Genomic DNA, 20346 nt, shown 5'->3' on the forward strand with positions numbered 1-20346 from the left:
CCGTTACGCCGCTTGCGCTGCTGTGTTGTCCTGAGCAACGGCTTCTTTCTGACGCACGGTCATGTAAACGTTGTATGCCATTACCAGCATACCGGTCAGGAAAATCACACCGCCAAGGAATCGCACGAAGTAGCCTGATTCGGACGCTTCAAGGGCTTCGACAAAGCTGTAGGTCAGGGTTCCGTCTTCGTTGACGGCGCGCCACATAAGCCCCTGCATGATGCCGTTCACCCACATGGCAACGATGTAAAGTACTGTGCCCACGGTGGCCAGCCAGAAGTGGACGTTGATCAGGCTGACGCTGTACATGGCCTGAAGGCCCCACAGCTTGGGAATCAGGTGATAGATGGCGCCGATACTGATCATGGCAACCCAGCCCAGAGCGCCGGAGTGAACGTGGCCAATGGTCCAGTCGGTGTTGTGCGACAGCGCATTCACCGTCTTGATGGCCATCATCGGGCCTTCAAACGTGGACATGCCATAGAATGACAGCGACACCACGAGGAAGCGCAGGATCGGGTCGGTACGGAGTTTGTGCCAGGCCCCCGACAGCGTCATCATGCCGTTGATCATGCCACCCCAGGAGGGTGCAAGCAGGATCAGTGACATCACCATACCCGCGGTTTGGGCCCAGTCCGGTAGCGCCGAGTAGTGCAGATGGTGGCCACCCGCCCATACGTAGGTGGCAATCAGTGCCCAGAAGTGAACAATGGAGAGGCGATAGGAGTAGATCGGGCGGTTGGCCTGTTTGGGAACAAAGTAATACATCATCCCCAGGAAGCCAGCAGTCAAGAAGAAACCGACCGCGTTATGGCCCCACCACCACTGCATCATCGCGTCTGTTACGCCCGCGTAGGCGGAGTAGGATTTAAACGCTCCCGCCGGTAAGGCCAGGTTGTTACCGATGTGCAGAATGGCTACGGTCAGGATAAATCCGCCGTAGAACCAGTTGGCCACATAGATGTGGGCAGTGGCGCGCCGCATGATGGTGCCAAAGAAAACCAATGCGTAAGACACCCAGACAATGGCGATAAGGATATCAATTGGCCACTCGAGTTCTGCGTATTCCTTGGAAGACGTGAGGCCCATTGGCAGGGTGATGATCGCCGCGACCATCACGGCTTGCCAGCCCCAGAAGGTGAACGCCGCGAGTCCATCGGAGATCAGTCGCGCCTGACAGGTACGCTGAACAACGTAATAGGAGGTGGCAAACAGTGCTGAACCACCAAACCCGAAGATGACGAGGTTTGTGTGGAGCGGCCGTAAACGACCGAAGTGAGTCCAGGAGAAATCCAGGTTCATCGAGGGCCAAACAAGCTGGGATGCGATCAGCACACCCATGCCCATGCCAACAATGCCCCAGACCAACGTCATGATGGCAAACTGTCTCACCACCTTGTAGTTGTATGTCAGGTTAGCATTTACTGTGCTCATAGCCTTACCAATGGGTTTAGAGTGGGGAAAATATGCGGGCGCAAGTATGGAGAAACGATTAGCTGTTTGCAATGACGTAGATCAACTCTGGAACTCTGTCAACTGTGTCTAAATCAGTAACATGGCGAATCTACAAGGGTAATCACGAATGCTCCAAAAGCGGTTTTTGATGTTCGGTTGATGCATTGCTTCCCGGAACACTAATGATAGTCATAATTCGGAGGTTTGGTGAATTCTGTAACCGTATTCAAAACCAGGGCGCAAGGTAGTGTGGCCGCGCCGGTGCTTGTCCTTGCACATGGCGCAGGTGCACCTGCCGATTCTCCGTTCATGGAGCTCCTGGCGGCAGCGCTGTCAGCGCAGGGCGTGACGACCGTCCGGTTTGAGTTCCCGTATATGGAGAAGCGACGGCAGGATGGCAAAAAGCGGCCACCAGACCGCCAGCCAACCCTGCTTGGACACTTCCGCGCGGTCATAGCAGAAGCCTGCGCCGGCGTCGACGGCCAGGCCGGCGTGTTTGTCGGAGGCAAGTCCATGGGGGGGCGAATGGCCAGCATTCTGGCGGCGGAGCCCGGTATTGACGACTCGGTCCGTGGTGCCGTGTGTTTTGGCTATCCCTTTCACCCTCCTGGCAAGAATGACCGGTGGCGGACGGATCATTTCCAGTCGCTGTGCCGGCCAATACAGATCATTCAGGGGACACGGGATCCTTTCGGCAGACAGGCAGAGGTTGCGGCGCGTGACCTGGATGCGCTGGATAACGTAAATCTGGCCTGGCTGGAAGGCGGAGACCACGATTATCGGCCGCTGGCGCGACAAAGTGAGAGCCGGGAAGACCTGATCCATCAGGCGGCGGCAACAGCTGCGAGGTTTATGACCAGGGAGGTGTGAGTCAGGAACTCTCGGCTGTTGCCTGCTCGGTCCGGTTTCGACCGCGTGCTTTGGCGCGATAGAGTGCCTCATCGGCACGCCGGAACAGGTCTCGCTCATCATCCTCCTGCAATAACGTTGCGGTACCGGCACTCATAGTCAGCGTGACCGGTGTGCCATCGTCCGCAGGCACACGTATCGCGGCGATATCCTCAAGAATTCCGTTACAGACGCCCAGGGCGCCTTCCGCGTCAGTGCCGGGCAGCAGGATGGCAAACTCCTCTCCGCCAAATCGGATCGCAACATCACGTGGTCGTTTGACATGGCGCCTGAGGATACCGGCAATGTGCTGCAGACAACGATCACCAAACTCGTGTCCCCAGGAGTCGTTGACAGCCTTGAAGTGGTCAGCATCGAGCAAGGCAATGGTCAGGGGTTGACCAGTGCGTCTGGCTTCTGCGCAGAGTTCGGGCAGCAGATTGTCCATATGGCGCCGATTATAGAGCCCGGTCAGAGCGTCATTGAGGCTGAGGTTCGCCAACTGCCGGTTTGCCTTTTCCAGCTCCCTCATGGTGCTACGCAGCTGAGCGGTGCGTTCATGCACCTTGAGCTCAAGCTCCGTTCTGGCGTTATGTTCAACATCCAGCAGCTTTTCATTCAATAGTCGCCAGCGCTGGACCATGGCGTAATTGAGCAGGATGACCTGCGCTCCCACGGCGGCCTGCATAAAGATTTCCCGGGCCAGGAAATCGGCCAGATAGCCAAAGGCAGCCATCGAATAGATCAGGGCGCCTGCGAGCATGCCGGACCATGCCATCACGTACCACTTGGCGGGAGAGTAACCCTGGCGCCAGCGAACGATGCCCATGACAAACAGGCAGGCGATGATCACCAATGCAATCCCGGTGTTGAGAACGATGGATTTGTTGTAGGGCAACAGGAACGCCATGATGAACAGCCCCGTGCTGGTCAGGGCCAGCCCCGTCAGCACCTTGTCAGCAATGGTGTTGGTGGGGATTTCGAGAAATGAACGCCCGAAAAGGGTCATGGCCAGCGAGCTGATCGACATCAACATGGGAATCGATGTATTGGCGAAACCGGTGCTGTCGGGCCAGAAATACTGGTTGGCGAAACCGCCCATGGCAAACAGGAACAGCCCCAAAGATGCCATGTAAAAGGCATTGTAGAAGTAGTAGCCAGTACCGGAACTGAAAAAGAGCAGCAGGTTGAATACCGCGAAAACCAGCAACGCCCCATAGAAGATGCCGTGTATGAGGGTGAGATGGTTGCTTTCCGCGATTGTGGTTTCCGGCGTTTCCAGTGACAGCGGGACATTCAACGCCCCGCTACTCTGAATTCTCATGGTGATGGTTTGGGTTTCGCCAGCGCCGAGCGTGACGGGGAGCAGGAAATACCGGTAATCTATGCCTCGCGAGAGGAACGGGTGCTGGTCCCCTGTGGTCATGGCGGGTCCAACGATTTTACCGGAGCGCCAGAATGTCACTTCATCCAGCAGTGGGTAATTGAGCTTCAGGTACCAGAGCTTCTGGGTGTTGCCAGAGTTCTGAACATTGAGGCGAACCCAGTAAACCGACTTGGTGTGGCTGAATACCAGATCGTGCCCCTTGGCGGATGTCCACTGAATATCCGCCGGCAGTTCATCGGGAGATTCGGCCCGATGTTCGGGCGTTCCCGGTGTTGCACTCAGGAAGCAGACATGGCTCATCAGCGCTTCCCGCTGCGCCGGGTTGTTGGCGTCCAGTGCCGGACAATGCGGTGTCGTTCCCGCAAGGGCTGCCAGTGACAGGTCAGTGACCAGTAGTAGTCCTATCAGTGGGAGCAGATAGCGCAGGTACAGCGGCATTGAGGTATTCCTGCCAGCGGAAAGCCCAATAGTGTAGACAAATGAGGGCTGTGTATATGTTAAACAGATTCAAATTTGGGATTTCTGACGAGAAGCCCTGTCCAGGTGCCTAATGGAACAACTGATTGCAATTTGTCGTCCCGGGTTCGAGACGGAAGCGGGGCGGGAGTTAACCGACTCCGCAGCCGGGGGCGGGGTCTATGGTTACTTCGAGCCCTCTGTAAACCAGGGATTTCTGACCTTTCACTGCCCGGGGCCTGGGCAGGTGGAAACACTGCTCCAGCGGCTGTCCATCGACCAACTGGTGTTTGTCAGGGACTGGTTTGTGGTTTTAGCGGACGCAGCCCTACCCACATCTGACCGGGTCGGGGCTGTCATTGACGCATTGCGATCCGTTGAAGGGGCGATTCCTGTCTGTGCCCGCGTTGAAATTCGCCTTCCCGAAAACAACGCTGACGCAGATCTTGGTAATTTCGCACGCAAATGGGTCTCCCCGTTGTCGAAAGCGCTCAGGGGCGCCGGGTTACTGGGCAAGGATTCGAAAGCTGAGTCGCCGGCCCGGCTTGAAGTGTTACTGACGGGATTCGAGCGCGCCATTATCGGGTTCAGTCTGGCTCGCAATCGTGCGCGCTACGTCGGTGGCATTCCAAGGCTTCGACTGCCCGCGTCCGCCCCCAGCCGGTCGGCGCTGAAACTGGAAGAAGCGTGGAAGGTATTCCTGCCTCCGGGCCAGGAACTGGACTACCTGGGAAGTGGCAAGCAGGCTGTGGACCTGGGTGCAGCTCCCGGCGGCTGGACCTGGCAACTGGTCAGGCAGGGTATGATGGTGACTGCCGTTGATAACGGACCCATGAATCCTGAGTTGATGGCTTCCGGGCACGTGGAGCATGTTGAGGCAGATGGTTATCAATGGCGGCCCCGGCGCGGTGTGGACTGGATGGTGTGCGATATTGTCGACCACCCACGTCGAACATCGGAGATGGTGGTGCATTGGCTGTCCGCCAAGCTCTGCCGTTATACCGTTTTCAACCTGAAACTACCGATGAAAAAACGGTATGACGAGTGGTTGGCATGCAGGGACATCCTGGAGGATGGCCTCGCACGGACGGAAATGAACTTCCTGCTGAGGGCCCGTCACCTCTACCATGATCGTGAGGAGATCACCTGTTTCATAGAGCGCAGGGACTAATCACCTGTGAATAGCGTGCTTTAGCTATGCTGCCACACGGTGATAATCTCGTCCCGGTCCATCATTGGAATCAGCTCCGCCATCAGTTCCCGGCGTTCCTCCGAGAGGAACCAGCGCTGCCAGTCAGCTTCGGAGCGCCAGTTCGAGAGGGTGAGGCGATGGTTGGAGTCGTTGGTATCGACCAGCGTTTCACCCGAAACGAAGCCGGGAGCGCCTACAGCGTTCTGAAGGACCTTGCGGGATCTGTCCTCGTAGGCGGATTCGAGTGTTTCAGCAATATGACGTTCAATCAGCACTCGGATCATTGTTTACCTCGTTTTGTTTTTTGACAGCTATAAACAATAATTTAGCACGTATTTTCCAAAATTCAGGTTGAATCGCAGGAGGAAGAACATTGGAGCAACCGGAACACGATGCAGAGCTGGACGCCCGGGGGCTGTTTTGCCCGGAACCCGTCATGCTACTGCACAACAGGATCGTGGATATCAGTGTAGGCGGTGTCTTGAAGGTGGTTGCCACGGATCCGTCAACAACCCGTGACATACCAAGGTTCTGCCAGTTCCTGAATCACGAGTTGATGTACAGCGCCGAGGACGACCAGGAATTCGTTTATTTCATCCGCCGAGGAGAGTGACCGTAGGCTGTCAGGAGCCGCCGGACATGCCCAGTGTGTTCAGATGGCCGAGGAACTGTTCGCGGTCCATTTCGCCCAATATCCGGGCGGTTTCCAGTTCAGCCCCATCGTTGCCATAAAACAGAATGGCTGGCGGGCCGAACAGGCCCAGCTCTTCAAGCAGTGCCTGCTGGGCCGGCGTGTTGTCCGTCATATCCAATTGCAGCAGTGTGTAGGGTGAAAGCGCCTGGATAACAGCGTCATGACTGAAGACGTTTCGCTCCATGACCTTGCAGGAGATGCACCAGTCGGCGTAGAAGTCCAGCATGACCGGGGTGCCGTCCCGCTTCGCCTGGGCCAGTTGATTGCGAATATCGGCGGGCGATTCCAACCGGAGGAACTGGGCGTGGTCCATCTGGGGCGCAGAGCCCCCAGCAACCGCCGGGTTGGCTGCCGTGAACGGTGCTAATGGCTTCATTGGATCATTGGCGCCAGACACCGCGCCGGCCAAGAGTGCAATACCGTAGGCAAACATCACCAGGCCAAGGCCTTTGCGGGTTCGCTCCCAGCCAGCCTTTGCGGCATCGAAGGCTCCGAGCTGCACGCCCGTCACGGCAATCAGTAACCCCCAGAGTGTCAGTGCCAGCCAGGCTGGTACCAGCCGTTCCACCAACCAGATCGCAACAGCCAGCAGCATGACGCCGTAGAAGGCTTTAACCACGTTCATCCACGGACCGGTGGAAGGCAACAGTTTACGGCCACCCACCGCCACGAGCATCAGGGGAATGCCCATGCCGAGCCCAAGGGCGAACAGGGCCACGCCTCCGATGACGGCATCCTGGGTGGTACTGATGTAGAGCAGGCTGCCCGCAAGCGGTGCCGACACGCAGGGCGACACGATCAGGGCTGATAGCGCACCGATACCGAAGATGCTGACGACCCGGCTTCCGGTCAGACGATGGCTGGCATCGTTGAGCGGCTCCCGGATAAATCGGGGGAGCTGTATTTCAAACAGGTTGAACATGGACAGGGCAAATACCACGAACAGCGCCGCGAAAACGCTCAACACCCACGGCGACTGTAGATGCGCCTGAAGGTTGAAGCTGGCACCCAGTAACCCGGTAATCACACCCGCTGCGGCATAGGTCAGTGCCATACCCAGGACATAACTGCCGGACAGTAACAGCGCGTGGGCGGTGGTACTGGTGTTGCGCCCGGACACCAGTGAGGAAATGATCGGCACCATGGGCAGGACGCAAGGTGTAAAGGTCAGCCCCAGCCCCAGCAGCAGAAACAGGGCCGCGATAACCAGGACAGACTGGTTGGCCAAAAAACCGGCCAGGCCGGTCGCTGTGGATGTATCTGTGGGTGCATTTGCTGAAGATGATCGGGCACTGCCTGATGACCCCGAAGCGCCGGCAGGAACAGAGGCATCGTTGCTTCCGGTGCTGGCGTAGTACAGCGCGTCACGGGTTTGCGGCGGGTAGCACAGGCCGGCCTTGGCACAGCCCTGGTAGGTTACCTGGAGCTCCGCCTCGCGGACGCCTTCAGGGAGATTGACCGGGACGCGTGCCTGGACAGGGTCGTAGAAGACCGTGACCTTGCCGAAGAACTCATCCTCCGTATCGGTGCCGGTGTAGGAGAAATCGGGTTCACCCAGGGTGACGCCGTCGGTTTTGCTGCTGACCTGGATGCGACCTTTATAGAGGTAGTGTTCAGGAGTGACATCCCAGGACAGCACAATAGCGCCGGCATCAACGGTGTAACTGAACGGCAGGGCTTCGTCCACCGGCAGGAAATCGTTACTGCCGCCGAACAGCGAATTGCCTGCCCCGGACGCGAACAGTGATACGGCGGCCAGCGCCAGAAACACGAAAAAGCGGCTCAGCACCCGATAGAGAGTACTACTGCGTGAGGCTGTGTTGTTGCCGGTCATAGTCAATCGATTACCGTAGCTGGTTCCGGAAATATCTGCGCGGTCTCAGTGTCTGTTGAAACCTTACATCTCAAGGTTGCAATGGACTCATTTGTCAGGCAAAAGTTCCCTCTGGTATTGAACGGTCTAAAGTCGCACAATAGCCGTCCCATGAAACACGATCCTGATGATCTTATCATGCTGTTCAGTGACCTGTTCCGGGAGGACTACCGGACCGTTCTGGTCAAGGGCAGCGATGAGCCTGAATACCTGCCCGCAACGGCGTCTGGCAGTTACGCACAGATTATCTTTGCTCACGGTTATTATGCCAGTGCTCTGCACGAAATCAGTCATTGGTGTATCGCCGGTGAGCACCGGCGCACACTTCGGGACTTTGGCTACTGGTACTGTCCCGATGGCCGCAACGAGGCGCAGCAGCAAGCCTTTGAGAAGGCTGAAATCAAGCCGCAGGCCCTGGAGTGGCTGTTCTCTGCCGCATCGGGCACACGTTTCCACATCAGCGTCGACAATCTCTCCGGTTGCGGGGCATGGGATGAGAACGCCTTTCGCAGCAATGTGCGGGCGCAGGCAGATTATTACCTTGAGCACGGCATGCCGGCCCGCGCGGGCCTGTTTTTCGAAACGCTCAAGACATTTTACGGAACCGCGGCTGATTTTAACGAAGTCTGGAAGAAAGAGACCAGGCGCCTGATGCCCGACGATTCCGACACAGACACTGAGGTAGATTGAAGCAACATGACATCTGACGCACCCGAAGCCGGCAAAACCTTTTTCAAGGATCTTAACCTTGACCAGCGAGTGCTCGATGCCATCACCGATATCGGTTTTGAGCATTGTACGCCTATCCAGGCAGAGACTCTTCCGTTCACCCTTGCGTGCCAGGACCTGATCGGCCAGGCGCAGACCGGCACCGGCAAAACCGCCGCGTTCCTGATTACCGCCATCCAGAGCATGCTGGAAACGCCGATTCCGAAAGAGGACCGGTTTGCCTCGGAACCCCGGGTTCTGGCCCTGGCGCCAACCCGTGAACTGGCCATGCAGATCGCCAAGGACGCGGAGCAGCTTTGCGGGTACACGGGCCATAATGTGGTCACCGTGGTGGGCGGTATGAACTACGATAAGCAGCGCGATCAGCTCCAGAACGAGATCGTTGACATACTGGTGGCAACCCCGGGCCGGCTGATTGATTTCCTGGGCTCTCAGGATGTGTTTCTCGACCAGCTCGACATCCTGATCCTGGATGAAGCGGACCGTATGCTCGACATGGGCTTTATTCCCGATGTGAAGCGCATTATCCGCAAATGCACGCCAAAGGAAGAGCGTCAGACCTTGTTGTTCAGCGCTACCTTTAATCAGGATGTTCTCAACCTCGCCTCAATGTGGACTAAAAGCGCGGAATTCGTCGAGATCGAACCGGAGCAAAAGACCGCCGAGCGAGTGAAGCAGACCGTCTATCTGGTGGGCGAGGATGAAAAACTGCCGGTGCTGGTGAACTATCTTCAGCGCCCCGAGGTGGAGAAGGCCATCGTCTTTGCGAACCGTCGTGACCAGTGCCGTGACCTCGATGAAGACCTTCGCAACCAGGGCGTAAAGGTCGCGCTGATGTCCGGGGAAATCGCCCAGAACAAGCGGCTCAAGACATTGGAACAGTTCAAGAATGGCAGTATTCAGGTACTGGTCGCCACGGATGTTGCCGGTCGCGGTATCCACGTCGACGGAGTAACCCACGTATTCAACTATAATCTTCCTGACAACGCTGAAGATTACGTTCACCGAATCGGGCGCACCGGTCGGGCGGGAAAGCACGGTGTCTCTGTCAGCTTTGCCAGTGAGGACGATGCCTTTTCACTGCCGGCCATCGAGTCCTACATCAGCCAGAAACTGACCACGGCGGTGCCGGATGAAGCGCTGATGACCGAACTCGAGAAGCCACCCATCACTCGCAAACGTGGTGGCCGGCGTCCCCAGGGCAACCGCAGCCAGGGCGGACGTGGCGGTAACCAGCGTCAACGCAGGAACTAACAGGTTGGGAAGCAGGATCATGCGGATAGTAGCGGACGAGAACATACCCTTACTGGAATCGTTTTTTGGCGATATCGGCGAGATACGACCAGTGTCCGGGCGCACGATGTCTGCTGCGGATGTTCAGAATGCGGATATCCTGCTGGTTCGTTCAGTCACCCGGGTCAATCAGGCATTGCTTGAAGGAAGCCGGGTCCGCTTCGTTGGTACCTGTACCATCGGTACCGACCATGTCGATCAGAAATGGCTTGAATCCAGTGGCATCGCGTTTTCGGCGGCTCCCGGCTGCAACGCCAACAGTGTTGTGGAGTACGTGCTGTCAGTGATCTCGCTGCACGCGGAAAAGCGTGGTATGGCGGACTGGTCAAAGCTCAGTGTTGGTATCGTGGGTGCCGGCAATGTGGGTGGAGAGCTTGCACACAAGCTGGACAGGCTCGGTTTCAATGTGCGCCTTTGTGACCCTCCAAGGGCCGAACGGGAAGGTGACGAAGGCGAGGAATTCGTCAGTCTTGAAGAGGCCATGGCGTGCGACGTGGTAACACTGCACACGCCTCTGACCCGCGATGGAGAGCATGCAACGCTTCATATGCTCGGGCAGGAGCGATTGTCTGCCCTGACTGAAGACCAGTTGCTTATCAATTCCAGTCGCGGCGAAGTTATCGAAACCTCCGCCTTGCTGGCGCGTTTGGAAGCGCCAAACGCACCCACAGTGGTACTGGATGTTTTTGAGCATGAGCCCCGGGTTCACGCTGAACTGGTGGAAAAAGTATGGCTTGCGACCCCCCACATCGCAGGCTATAGCCTGGAAGGTAAGGTGCAGGGTAGTGAGGTGGTGTACCAGGCACTGAGTCGTTACATGGGGTTGCCCACCCGCAAGAAGGCGGGGCAGTTCCTGCCAGAACCGGCGTTGAATAAACTCTCCTTTACCAGTGCCGCCGAAGAAATGGCGTCAGCCAATATTGCCATACGGTCCTGCTACGATCCGCGCCAGGATGACGCCCGTATGCGGCTGGCGATGGCGTTGCCGCCGGAAGAACGGGCGCAGGCCTTTGACCGGTTGCGCCGGGATTATCCGGTACGCCGGGAGTTTTCCAGTTTGAAGATCCAGCTCAAGGGCACCAGCAAATCCATGCAGGATACTTTCCGGGCCCTTGGCTTTAAGCTGAAGCTCTGACGTTCCCGCAAACGCGCCTGTTGCACCCATTCGCAACTATGACAGTTGCGCGCTCTTCAGGGCCTCGATCCGGCTGTCCAGCGGCGGGTGTGTCATGAACAGGGCGCTGATGCCCGCCCTCGCACCTCGATTGATGCCAAACGCCTGCAGGCTGTCGGGCATCTGATCAGGCACTTCACTTTCCTGTTTCAGCCGCGCCAGGGCGTTGATCATGGCGCCACGGCCTGCCAGTTGCGCGCCAGCGATGTCGGCACGATACTCCCGGCGACGCGAGAACCAGAACACGATGGTACTGGCAAGAATGCCGAGCACAATTTCCGCCGCGATACTGACCACGAAGAAGCCGATACCGTGCCCGCTTTCGTTCTTGAACACCACTCGGTCAACAAACGAGCCGATCACGCGGGACGCAAAAATCACGAACGTGTTCACCACACCCTGAATCAGCGCGAGGGTTACCATGTCGCCGTTGGCCACGTGGCCTATTTCGTGGCCAAGGACTGCACGGATCTCATCCTTGTTAAAGCGGTGCAGCAGGCCCTCGCTGACGGCTACCAGGGAGTTGTTCTTGTTCCAGCCGGTGGCAAAGGCGTTGGATTGTGAGGCCGGGAAAATGGCGACTTCCGGCATACCGATGCCGGCATTTTTCGAAAGCTCGCGAACGGTGTCCACCAGCCAGCGCTCAGCCGGCGTGCGTGGCGACTCGATCACCTTTGCCTTGGTGCTCCACTTGGCCACGGGCTTGGAAATCAGTAGCGATACAATGGCGCCGGCAAAGCCGAAGACCGCGGCAAAGGCAAGCAGTGAACCGTACTGGATCCCGTTCTGGGCGAGGTAGCTGTCAACACCCAAGAGCTTCAGGGTGAAACTGGCGACAAGAATGACAGCCAGGTTGGTGGCAAGAAACAGCAGAATACGCATCTTGAATCCCTTGTTGAATCATCGGCCGCAGACCGCGGTTTGTGTCTGGCTATTTATATGTGGCCGGCGTGGCCATGTTCAACAGGTTTACGCCAATTTAATGATCGAAACGATCACGAAAGAATGTCGCCTGCATTACGCGGCTGATTTTTGCGGAGCTACCGCTCCGGAGAGCGTTGCGAAGCGTATGTATGTGCGTGGAAAAATCCTCGCGGACAGCCGGGGGCAGGTCCTGGCTGCTGTCGGAGTTGTCTTCCTCGTGCAGATCAGGGTTGGCAGGTGAGCTCAGCCGCACGAACGCCTGCTGGGTCAGAACGGCCTGGTCCAGGGCTTCCTGGCGGATGGTATCCACGTAGCGGAGCAGGCCTTCTTCGGCCAACCAGAGCAGGGTGCCGAAGCAGGCCATGTGCCGCTTGCTGTGGAGCCCGAACTCGTCTGGTTCGTCGGGGCCAGCAATGTCTTCCACAAACAGGTTCACCCTTCGGGGAAAGGCATTGTAGAGCTGAACCAGGGCGATTGCGGCGTCCTTGTAAAACTCTTCGATATGAATGTCCGCCATCAAGCCCCCTTTACAACTGGTAGGACGACAGGAAGTGTGCCAAACGCTTCATGGCATCCTCAAGGGCGTCTTCACGGGGCAGGAAGACCACACGCAGGTGTTGCTTGTCGTCGATGTTAAAGGCGGAACCCTGAACCAGGAGAATGCGTTCCTGTAGCAGCAGGTCCAAAACCAGCTTTTCGTCATTGACGATAGGGAAGCGCTTTGGGTCCAGTTTCGGAAACAGATATAGAGCGCCTTTGGGCTTCACACAGCTGACACCTGGAATATCATTGAGCAGGTTCCAGGCTGTTTCCCGTTGTTCGTACAGGCGACCACCAGGTGCTACCAGGTCTTCGATCGACTGGTAGCCACCAAGCGCGGTCTGGATGGCCAGCTGGGCCGGTACATTGGCGCACAGGCGCATGTTGGAGAGCATTTCGATGCCCTCGATCAGGTCCCGCGCGCGGTGTTTGGCGCCGCTGATAATCATCCAGCCGGAACGGTAACCGGCGGCACGATAGTTCTTGGATAGGCCGTTATAGGTAAAGAACAGCACGTCATCGGCCAGAGACGCGGTGGGGACGTGTTCAGTGCCGTCATACAGGATTTTGTCGTAGATCTCGTCGGAGAGCACGATCAGGTTGTGTTGCCGCGCCAGCTCCACCACCTGTTCCAGCAATTCGCGGGAGTACACGGCGCCGGTCGGGTTGTTGGGGTTGATAAGCACGATTGCCCGGGTGCGGCGGGTGATCTTCTTGCGGATATCGTCGATATCCGGGAACCAGTCCTGCTGCTCGTCGCACCGGTAGTGCACCGGCTTGCCGCTGGACAGGGTCACGGCAGCAGTCCAGAGCGGGTAGTCAGGGGCCGGGATCAGCACCTCGTCGCCGGTATTGAGCATGGCCTGCATGGACATCACAATCATTTCGCTGACGCCGTTGCCAAGGTAGATATCGTCGATATCCACCTTGTCGATGCCCCGTTGCTGGCAATAGTGCATCACCGCCTTGCGGGCGGAAAACAACCCCTTTGATTCAACATACCCCTGGGCCAGGGGCATGTTGTGAATAACGTCCTGCTGGATTTCTTCGGGAACGTCCAGTTCGAAAGCCGCCGGGTTGCCGATATTGAGCTTGAGAACCCGGTGGCCCTCTTCCTCCAGCCGACGGGCTTCACGCAGAACCACGCCACGTATCTCGTAACACACGTTATCCAGCTTGGCGGATTTGAGATAGTTCTGCATAAGCCCGGTATTTCCTCAGATCGGTAAGATGGCAAGTGCCATGTTTCAAAGACAAGTCTGTATTCTAGCGGAGCAACGGCCGGCGGCAACAGGCCAATTGTGATGAATTGTGGCATAAATGCGGAGATTTAACGCCCAAAGCTCACAGATTCCATGAACTGAGCGTGACAACCGTGGCGGAATCAGTTGTAAATAGGGTTGTGCAAAATATAATAGCGAGAAATACAAAGGAGGAATGTAATGAGCAGGCAAAGCATCTACGACTTTAACGCGGCTGATATTCGTGGCGAGGAGCATTCCCTGGATGAGTTCCGTGGCAAAGTTCTGTTGATCGTAAACACAGCTAGCAAATGCGGTTTTACACCCCAGTTCGAGGGTTTGCAGTCTCTGTACGTCGAGCTGAAAGAAAAAGGCCTCGAAGTGCTTGGTTTCCCCTGCAATCAGTTCCGGAATCAGGACCCGGCGGACGACAAGGCCATCAGCGAATTCTGTAGCCTTAACTACGGCGTGGACTTTCCCATGTTCGCAAAGATTGACGTTAACGGCCCTAATGCCCACCCGTTGTTTGAATACCTGAAGCACAGTGCCAAGGGACTGTTGGGTTCGGAAGCCGTTAAGTGGAATTTCACCAAGTTCCTCGTGAATCGTGACGGTGAAGTGGTGCGTCGTTACCCGCCGACCACCAAGCCGTCAGCCATTCGCGCCGACATTGAAGCGTTACTGTAAACCATGGTTAGCGAAGACGACGTCCTGGCGCTGGATAATCAGCTCTGTTTTGCCCTCTACGCTGCCAACCGGGCGATCACCTCACGCTACCGTCCGCTGCTGGCGGAACTGAACCTGACCTATCCGCAGTATCTGGTCATGTTGGTGCTGTGGGAAGCAGGGGAGGCCGGGCAGACAATCAGGGTGTCTGACCTGGGTAAACGACTGCGTCTGGATTCCGGAACCCTGACGCCGCTGCTCAAGCGTCTGGCCGAGCGTGATCTGGTAACCCGTTTGCGGGATACCGCCGATGAGCGAGTGGTTACGGTCGCCCCCACCGAGAAGGGCAGTGCCATGCGCCAGAAAGCTCAGGACATTCCCGGCCGCCTGCTGTGCGGCACGGGCATTGATCAGGAGCGCATTGTTGAGTTGAGAGAAGAGCTGCGATCTGTCCTCAGTCTTCTGGAGGCTGGGGAGGTGCCCAGCGGTCAATGATGGATTTCAGGTCGGCGCGATTGTAAGGTTTGGTGATGTAGTCGTTCATGCCGGACTCGATGCAGTCGTCCCGGTCGCCCTGCATGACGTTGGCGGTGACCGCGATCACCGGCAAATTCCGCCACTCGGGGTTTTCACGAATAGTGCGGGTGGCCTCATAGCCGTCCATCACCGGCATCTGGCAATCCATCAATACAATATCGAATTTCCCTTCGCCCTGCTGTAACGCTTCCAGTGCTTGCTTGCCATTTTCGGCCAGGGTGACGGTGTGTCCCAGCTTTTTCAGCATGCTGCTGGCAACCACCTGATTAACCTGATTGTCCTCGACCAGCAGAAGATTCAGTGCACGTGACACGACAGCCGGCGTTGCAATGGTTTTTGCCCTGTCCGCGGTGTCGAGCCCAGTGGCCCTGCACAATGTGCGGTACAACTGCTCACGTCTGAGTGGCATCGACAGTATCTGACGATCATCCGTAGGTTGGGCGGAGCCGTCCCGGTCCACCAGGATAATGCCGGGGCCGGACCAGGACGATGCCAGTTGTGCTGCGGTTTCGTCGCTTTCGTTGGCGACGACCATCAAGATTCCCTCTCCGCCAGATGCCGCCTCGCGTAACGGAATGCTCCAGGCTCTCAGTTGATGCTCGATGGGAGCCCGGTGCGGATAGTCCTCAGGCATGCCAATATCCACACCTACCTCCTGGATCAGGCCAGGAATGGCCGGCATCGACGGTTGGCTCACCTGCTCATCGTGAACCGGCAGGGGCAGGTTCACGGTAAAGTGTGTGCCTTCATGTTCCTCGGAATCTACCAGGATCTGGCCATGCATCCGTTCCACCAGTTGCCGGCATAGTGTCAGGCCCAGGCCAGTGCCGCCATAGAGTCGGGTTGTGTCACTGTCAGCCTGTGAGAAGGGTGAGAATATCCTGTGCAGCCCTTCCTTGGACATGCCGATACCGGTGTCGATAACGTCAATGCGTACGTTGCCGTTGTAGCGGGTGGCGCGAATCCGGACGCAGCCTGACTCAGTGAACTTAATGGCATTGCTGAGAAGGTTGTTGAGGATCTGCCGTGTGCGGGTAGGGTCACCCAGGAAGGTTTCTGGTAGTTCGCAGTCAATATCTGCGACGACATCAATATTCTTGCGTCTGGCTTGCTGGGCATGCAGCGTCGCACATTCCTCCACCAGGTTGCGAAGCGAAAACGGGATGTTCTCCAGGCTCAGTTTGCCGGCTTCGACCTTGGAGATGTCCAGAATGTCGTTCAACAGACCGAGCAGGCTCTGGCCCGCATTGAGCGCAATTTCCAGTCGATTCCTTTGCGCCTGCTCCATGTTGCCTTCCAGGGCCAGGCCCAGCATTCCCAGAACGCCGTTAAGCGGTGTGCGTATCTCATGGCTCATGCTGGCAAGGAAATTGGCACGGGCCCTTGCGCGGCGTACAGCGTCCTCTTTGGCGCGAACCAGGGCGCGGTTGCCTCGCTGCAGGGCTTCGTTCTTCTCGGAAATTTCCCGCGTACGATCTTCCACCTCCTGTTCCAGCTGGCTGGAGTAGTTCTTCATCGCACTTTCGGCCATTCTGAGCTGTGCGAGGCTGGAATCAATGGTTTCCAGGTGCTGGTTGATGACGCCCACCATCAGCCCGATCTCATCTTCGCGATGATTTTCCGGTACGGGAAGTCGGACCTTCTCGGGCGTTTCGGCCTTGACCCGGCTCAGAGCGCCGATGACGTTCAGCATGGGCCGGGTCAACACAAAGAAGAAAATGAACAGCAGCGCAGCGGTCAGCACCAGGCTTTTCAGCAGGCCGCTGACGACGGTATAGCCCGCGCGTTGGAGGAACAACAGACCGTAGTGGTAGGTGTCGATGGTGACCGTGAGGCTCCCGAGGGAGAGGTCGCTCAGCTGTGGTACCACCAGCTCCTGGCTGAATACTCGGCTATCGCCGAAGAGCAGGTCACTGATCCAGCGATAGCGCGAATCGGGGCTGCTCTGGCTCGCGGCGGCCATGGTTTGGCCATTGCTATCAATAATACGGGCGTCGATGGTCGCGGGGTGGCGGAGCAGGCCGTCAAGTAGCTCTTCCGCAAGCCGGATGTCGATATTGTAGGCGATCTGGGAGGCAGGGCTGTGGCTGATTTCGATGAGCGCACGGATCTCCTGCTCCATGGAGTCCCTGGCGCTGAAGTAATCGAGAGTGACCTGGACAATGTTGAGCATAAGGCCCAAAACCATTGCGATTAGAACGGTGTCACGGGTCAGACGATAGGATAGCCGCTTTTTGAATGCAGTTGTCACGGCGTTTCACGGTCCCTGTTATCACGTTTTGGTGGTTTTCGCGGGGCGCCAGTCGGCGCCTAGTCGTCGTAGTCGGCTTTCTTGCGCCACTCATCGTCGTGGAGGAACGTATCCCATTCCTTGTCCAGGCTTGACTGGCCTTCCCTCGCGGCACTGTGTTCTTCGTCTCCCTTGATGGCTTCCAGTTCTTTAATACGGGTACGGAAACTTTTCACGGCTTTCATGGCCATCGGGTTGTCCCTGGATTTGCCCATTTCGGTACTGGCCAGATGATAGGCGTGAATGGCCTTTCGAATCTGGTTCTGCTTCACATAATCGCGTGCCTGGAACACATGCAGGTCAGCGTGGGTCTTGTGCACCAGGAACAACACGAACTTCAGGTTTTTCTTGGCTGTGGCGCTATCAATCTTGCCAGCCTTGTGCATGCCTTCGATCATTTTGAACAGGTTCTGCAGCAGCTCCTGGACATAGGTGGACTTTTCAGGGGAATCGATCTTGATCGGGGGGCGTTTGTCTTCGCCGTCCATAACGGACTTTTTCAGCTGTTGGACAGCGCTCAGTCGTTCTTCAACGGGCTGATCGGATTTCAGCGCCTGGAGGTCTTTGCAGGACTCCTCCATCCGCTTTATCAATAACAGTTTCAGATCTGCAGTGAAATACTGGCCCGGGATTTCGGAGAGCAGGCGGCCGGCCCTGTTATAGCTGTCTTCCAGGGCCGTTGTTTTACGAATACGCTCGATACGTGCGCGCTCTCGCATCTGACTGGCCACAATAATAATGATCGAAACAGTAACGACAGCCGCCAGTAGCAGCACAATCATTGTGGTATCCATCTTGTTGCAAACACTCCGGCTAAATGGACAGGCCACTGGCAGCTCCGGCCACAGAAAAAATCCGGAGAAATCCAGCAAGTATCCGGAAGATTAGCAGAAAACCCGGGATGATTCCGTTGCGAAATGTGAAAGATTTCCGCTTCATATCAATTCGATGAATTGATACCCTGCTGATCATTACTCTAGTGAATGAAAGTCGTTTTATGTGTTACCTCCGATAGGGCCACTTCATGGACATTTCCCGGGTAGACCTCAATCTGCTTGTTTATCTCGATGTGCTGTTACGGGAGCGGAACGTTACCAAAGCCGCTAATCACCTCGGGATTACCCAGCCCGCGATGAGCAATGGTCTGCGCCGATTGCGGGACCTGTTCGGTGACCCGCTGTTGGTTCGTACCAGTGAGGGGATGACCGCAACCGAGCGTGCCACTGAGCTGCAGCCGTTGGTGCGGAGCATACTTTCCGATATTGAACAGGCGGTTCACGAGAAAACCGCGTTTGCGGCCATGGAAAGTCAGCGCGTGTTCCGGATCATGGCCAGTGATTATGCGGAATCCTGCCTGATGCCACGGGTACTCCGCCGTATTCGCCAGGAAGCGCCTCACGTCACTCTGGATGTTCTTACGCCCAGTGACGTGAGTTTCCTCGACGTGGAGCAGGGGCGCCTGGATATGGCGATCAACCGTTTTGACAAGATCCCTCAGTCATTTCACCAGAAAACTCTGTGGACGGAGTACTTCGCCTGTCTGATGAACGCACGTAATCCCATCCTGAAGGAGCCGTTTACCCTCGATACCTACCTGGATGCCAGTCATATCTGGGTCAGCAAGACCGGTTTTGGTGTCGGGGTAGGGGTGAATCCGAAGGACGTTCAGCGCCTGGGGTGGGTGGACGAGGCCTTGTCGCTGATGGGCCGAAAACGCCAGATCTCCGTGTTCACGCGGCATTATCAGGTGGCGATGCTGTTGGCGGAACAGCACGACCTCATCGCTACGCTGCCGTGCCGGGCGGCCTGGTTGCAAAAAGACAATGCCAACCTGGTGGTCAAGGTGCCACCGTTCGAGATACCGCCGTTCGAGCTCAAGATGGCCTGGAGCCCGCTGTTGCAACACAATACGGATCACCAGTGGTTACGCAAACTGATTGCCGAAGTGGCGGAAGAGGTAGACGCGGAATTCGCCCCGTTCGGAGCGCAGTTTGAATCCACCGGTGTACCCGGTATCCGCCACTCAGAGCGGTAGTTCTCGCAGTTCCAGTGAGCTCTTCCCCGCATCCCACATGCGTTGGAAGGACTCAGCCAGCAGCTTGACGCGACCGCTGTTGGCAAACGTTGCAAAGCCTTCCGGCTTATAGAAGTCATGCCGGTAAACCACGCCTTCGCGGTCCGCCAGAAGGAAGGGTTGGTCCTCCACCGGATAATCCTCGTTCACCAGCCGCAGTTCAATCCGGCTGGGCAGGCGGCGCATGAGCTCAACAATCTGGTGCCGGCGCTGGACCAGCGGCTTGTCATCGTGGATCAGAAGCCGCACGTCACTGAGCCGGTGACGGCGGGCCAGGCTGGATATCAGTTCCCGGAACCTCAGGCGATCGTAAAGATCGTGATCCAGCACTCGATCGTACAACCACAGCCGCTGGCCCGCCTGGCCGGCCACGGAATCCACCAGTCCGATCATGTCGCTTTCAGTGTTGAACAGCCAGGCGTCCCGATCTTCACCCAACAACATGGGATGCTCACGGACGGAGTAGGCATCGTTCACCAGTTTCGGTGCCAGGCAGCGCATATCCACATGGGGGATGCCGGCGTCGTCGTAGAGGTCGGAGCACACGTGAAAGCCCGAGCGCTGGTAGAAGGGGATCGCGTGTTCCTGGGCGGAAAGTTGCAGCTCGGTGAAGCGCTCTGCGGCTTCGGAGACAAGGTGACGTAGCAGGACTTCACCCAGCCCCTTGCCCCGGTGCGCCGGAAGAATAGCCATGCGGCCGATGTGTGCGGTTTCCTCCAGCGTGGAGAACAGTCGGGCGACGCCAACGGGGGTGTTGTCGGGCAATACCATCAGGTAGTGGTCGGCTATTTCGTCGGTGTCGTCCCACTCCAGTTCTGGTGGGACTTTCTGTTCGTCCACAAACACGGACTGACGGATATTCCGGACATCGGCCGGTGCCAGTTGCCAGCTGTATTTTCGAACCCGTACGTTCATGCTGCCTTCACCCAGGTT

At 57.1% G+C, this 20346-nt stretch carries 19 protein-coding genes; 9 read left to right on the forward strand and 10 right to left on the reverse strand.

The genetic code is table 11. The features are described from left to right. Positions 1-3: 3 nt before the first annotated feature. Positions 4-1434, reverse strand: coding sequence for a cytochrome-c oxidase, cbb3-type subunit I (gene ccoN, locus MDG893_RS10190; RefSeq protein WP_007153696.1), 1431 nt, complete (start codon positions 1432-1434; stop codon positions 4-6). A gap of 228 nt (positions 1435-1662) precedes the next feature. Between ccoN and MDG893_RS10195 the strand changes: the two genes are divergently transcribed. Then, positions 1663-2325: an alpha/beta family hydrolase gene (locus MDG893_RS10195; RefSeq protein WP_050776493.1), complete on the forward strand. Its 663-nt coding sequence runs from the start codon at positions 1663-1665 to the stop codon at positions 2323-2325. 1 nt (position 2326) lies between these two features. Here MDG893_RS10195 and MDG893_RS10200 read toward each other — a convergent pair whose 3' ends face one another. After that, positions 2327-4168 carry a sensor domain-containing diguanylate cyclase gene (locus MDG893_RS10200; RefSeq protein ID WP_007153698.1) on the reverse strand — a complete coding sequence of 614 codons (1842 nt, stop codon included), beginning with the start codon at positions 4166-4168 and terminating at the stop codon, positions 2327-2329. Between the two features lie 112 nt (positions 4169-4280). On the opposite strand from MDG893_RS10200, the gene rlmM reads away from it, so the two are divergent. Further along, the gene (rlmM, locus tag MDG893_RS10205) at positions 4281-5357 is read left to right on the forward strand and encodes a 23S rRNA (cytidine(2498)-2'-O)-methyltransferase RlmM (protein WP_007153699.1); all 1077 of its coding nucleotides are present in this window, start codon (positions 4281-4283) and stop codon (positions 5355-5357) included. 20 nt (positions 5358-5377) lie between these two features. Here the strand turns inward: rlmM and MDG893_RS10210 are convergent, their stop codons facing one another. Beyond that, on the reverse strand, positions 5378-5662 hold the full coding sequence (locus tag MDG893_RS10210; RefSeq protein ID WP_007153700.1) for an antibiotic biosynthesis monooxygenase family protein: 285 nt from the start codon (positions 5660-5662) through the stop codon (positions 5378-5380). Between the two features lie 89 nt (positions 5663-5751). On the opposite strand from MDG893_RS10210, the gene tusA reads away from it, so the two are divergent. Then, positions 5752-5991, forward strand: a complete 240-nt coding sequence (gene tusA, locus MDG893_RS10215) for a sulfurtransferase TusA (RefSeq protein WP_007153701.1) — start codon at positions 5752-5754, stop codon at positions 5989-5991. 10 nt (positions 5992-6001) lie between these two features. Here tusA and dsbD read toward each other — a convergent pair whose 3' ends face one another. Further along, positions 6002-7906 carry a protein-disulfide reductase DsbD gene (gene dsbD / locus MDG893_RS10220; protein WP_007153702.1) on the reverse strand — a complete coding sequence of 635 codons (1905 nt, stop codon included), beginning with the start codon at positions 7904-7906 and terminating at the stop codon, positions 6002-6004. 150 nt (positions 7907-8056) lie between these two features. Here dsbD and MDG893_RS10225 point away from each other — a divergent pair, with 150 nt between their 5' ends. From MDG893_RS10225 to pdxB, 3 genes are read left to right on the forward strand one after another with little or no spacing between them, the layout of a single operon-like run. Further along, positions 8057-8635 carry an elongation factor P hydroxylase gene (locus tag MDG893_RS10225; protein ID WP_007153703.1) on the forward strand — a complete coding sequence of 193 codons (579 nt, stop codon included), beginning with the start codon at positions 8057-8059 and terminating at the stop codon, positions 8633-8635. A 6-nt stretch (positions 8636-8641) separates the two neighbouring features. Further along, the gene (locus MDG893_RS10230; protein WP_007153704.1) at positions 8642-9928 is read left to right on the forward strand and encodes a DEAD/DEAH box helicase; all 1287 of its coding nucleotides are present in this window, start codon (positions 8642-8644) and stop codon (positions 9926-9928) included. A 19-nt stretch (positions 9929-9947) separates the two neighbouring features. After that, positions 9948-11102 (forward strand): 4-phosphoerythronate dehydrogenase PdxB, encoded by a 1155-nt coding sequence (gene pdxB, locus MDG893_RS10235; RefSeq protein ID WP_007153705.1) that lies wholly within the window; start codon positions 9948-9950, stop codon positions 11100-11102. 36 nt (positions 11103-11138) lie between these two features. Here pdxB and htpX read toward each other — a convergent pair whose 3' ends face one another. The 3 genes from htpX to MDG893_RS10250 form a co-directional block, all read right to left on the reverse strand. Beyond that, positions 11139-12023 carry a protease HtpX gene (gene htpX / locus MDG893_RS10240; protein WP_007153706.1) on the reverse strand — a complete coding sequence of 295 codons (885 nt, stop codon included), beginning with the start codon at positions 12021-12023 and terminating at the stop codon, positions 11139-11141. Positions 12024-12120: 97 nt separating this feature from the next. Then, the gene (locus MDG893_RS10245; protein WP_007153707.1) at positions 12121-12582 is read right to left on the reverse strand and encodes a hypothetical protein; all 462 of its coding nucleotides are present in this window, start codon (positions 12580-12582) and stop codon (positions 12121-12123) included. A gap of 10 nt (positions 12583-12592) precedes the next feature. Further along, entirely contained in the window at positions 12593-13807 is a 1215-nt protein-coding gene (locus MDG893_RS10250) for a pyridoxal phosphate-dependent aminotransferase (protein WP_007153708.1), read from the reverse strand. 240 nt (positions 13808-14047) lie between these two features. On the opposite strand from MDG893_RS10250, the gene MDG893_RS10255 reads away from it, so the two are divergent. Further along, entirely contained in the window at positions 14048-14533 is a 486-nt protein-coding gene (locus tag MDG893_RS10255) for a glutathione peroxidase (protein WP_007153709.1), read from the forward strand. A gap of 3 nt (positions 14534-14536) precedes the next feature. Beyond that, complete coding sequence (locus MDG893_RS10260; RefSeq protein WP_007153710.1) at positions 14537-15007, forward strand: MarR family winged helix-turn-helix transcriptional regulator; 471 nt, start codon at positions 14537-14539, stop codon at positions 15005-15007. Here the strand turns inward: MDG893_RS10260 and MDG893_RS10265 are convergent. Next, on the reverse strand, positions 14967-17237 hold the full coding sequence (locus tag MDG893_RS10265) for a hybrid sensor histidine kinase/response regulator (protein ID WP_007153711.1): 2271 nt from the start codon (positions 17235-17237) through the stop codon (positions 14967-14969). The two genes, MDG893_RS10260 and MDG893_RS10265, sit on opposite strands and share 41 nt — an antisense overlap. Positions 17238-17359: 122 nt before the next feature. Then, complete coding sequence (locus tag MDG893_RS10270) at positions 17360-18133, reverse strand: hypothetical protein (protein ID WP_007153712.1); 774 nt, start codon at positions 18131-18133, stop codon at positions 17360-17362. Positions 18134-18363: 230 nt separating this feature from the next. Here MDG893_RS10270 and MDG893_RS10275 point away from each other — a divergent pair, with 230 nt between their 5' ends. Beyond that, on the forward strand, positions 18364-19374 hold the full coding sequence (locus MDG893_RS10275) for a LysR family transcriptional regulator (protein WP_007153713.1): 1011 nt from the start codon (positions 18364-18366) through the stop codon (positions 19372-19374). Here MDG893_RS10275 and MDG893_RS10280 read toward each other — a convergent pair. Beyond that, positions 19363-20328 carry a GNAT family N-acetyltransferase gene (locus tag MDG893_RS10280; RefSeq protein WP_007153714.1) on the reverse strand — a complete coding sequence of 322 codons (966 nt, stop codon included), beginning with the start codon at positions 20326-20328 and terminating at the stop codon, positions 19363-19365. The two genes, MDG893_RS10275 and MDG893_RS10280, sit on opposite strands and share 12 nt — an antisense overlap. Positions 20329-20346: the final 18 nt, after the last annotated feature.

It is taken from the genome of Marinobacter algicola DG893 (assembly GCF_000170835.1).
Lineage (GTDB): Bacteria > Pseudomonadota > Gammaproteobacteria > Pseudomonadales > Oleiphilaceae > Marinobacter > Marinobacter algicola.

Bases quoted from the DNA above. Each gene is read 5' to 3' on its own strand.
- MDG893_RS10255 (WP_007153709.1), top strand. From the start codon at position 14,048: ATGAGCAGGCAAAGCATCTACGACTTTAACGCGGCTGATATTCGTGGC.
- MDG893_RS10265 (WP_007153711.1), bottom strand. From the start codon at position 17,237: ATGGTTTTGGGCCTTATGCTCAACATTGTCCAGGTCACTCTCGATTAC.
- MDG893_RS10210 (WP_007153700.1), bottom strand. From the start codon at position 5,662: ATGATCCGAGTGCTGATTGAACGTCATATTGCTGAAACACTCGAATCC.
- ccoN (WP_007153696.1), bottom strand. From the start codon at position 1,434: ATGAGCACAGTAAATGCTAACCTGACATACAACTACAAGGTGGTGAGA.
- MDG893_RS10200 (WP_007153698.1), bottom strand. From the start codon at position 4,168: ATGCCGCTGTACCTGCGCTATCTGCTCCCACTGATAGGACTACTACTG.
- MDG893_RS10225 (WP_007153703.1), top strand. From the start codon at position 8,057: ATGAAACACGATCCTGATGATCTTATCATGCTGTTCAGTGACCTGTTC.
- MDG893_RS10250 (WP_007153708.1), bottom strand. From the start codon at position 13,807: ATGCAGAACTATCTCAAATCCGCCAAGCTGGATAACGTGTGTTACGAG.
- pdxB (WP_007153705.1), top strand. From the start codon at position 9,948: ATGCGGATAGTAGCGGACGAGAACATACCCTTACTGGAATCGTTTTTT.
- MDG893_RS10260 (WP_007153710.1), top strand. From the start codon at position 14,537: ATGGTTAGCGAAGACGACGTCCTGGCGCTGGATAATCAGCTCTGTTTT.
- dsbD (WP_007153702.1), bottom strand. From the start codon at position 7,906: ATGACCGGCAACAACACAGCCTCACGCAGTAGTACTCTCTATCGGGTG.
- htpX (WP_007153706.1), bottom strand. From the start codon at position 12,023: ATGCGTATTCTGCTGTTTCTTGCCACCAACCTGGCTGTCATTCTTGTC.
- MDG893_RS10245 (WP_007153707.1), bottom strand. From the start codon at position 12,582: ATGGCGGACATTCATATCGAAGAGTTTTACAAGGACGCCGCAATCGCC.
- MDG893_RS10230 (WP_007153704.1), top strand. From the start codon at position 8,642: ATGACATCTGACGCACCCGAAGCCGGCAAAACCTTTTTCAAGGATCTT.
- rlmM (WP_007153699.1), top strand. From the start codon at position 4,281: ATGGAACAACTGATTGCAATTTGTCGTCCCGGGTTCGAGACGGAAGCG.
- MDG893_RS10270 (WP_007153712.1), bottom strand. From the start codon at position 18,133: ATGGATACCACAATGATTGTGCTGCTACTGGCGGCTGTCGTTACTGTT.
- MDG893_RS10280 (WP_007153714.1), bottom strand. From the start codon at position 20,328: ATGAACGTACGGGTTCGAAAATACAGCTGGCAACTGGCACCGGCCGAT.
- MDG893_RS10275 (WP_007153713.1), top strand. From the start codon at position 18,364: ATGGACATTTCCCGGGTAGACCTCAATCTGCTTGTTTATCTCGATGTG.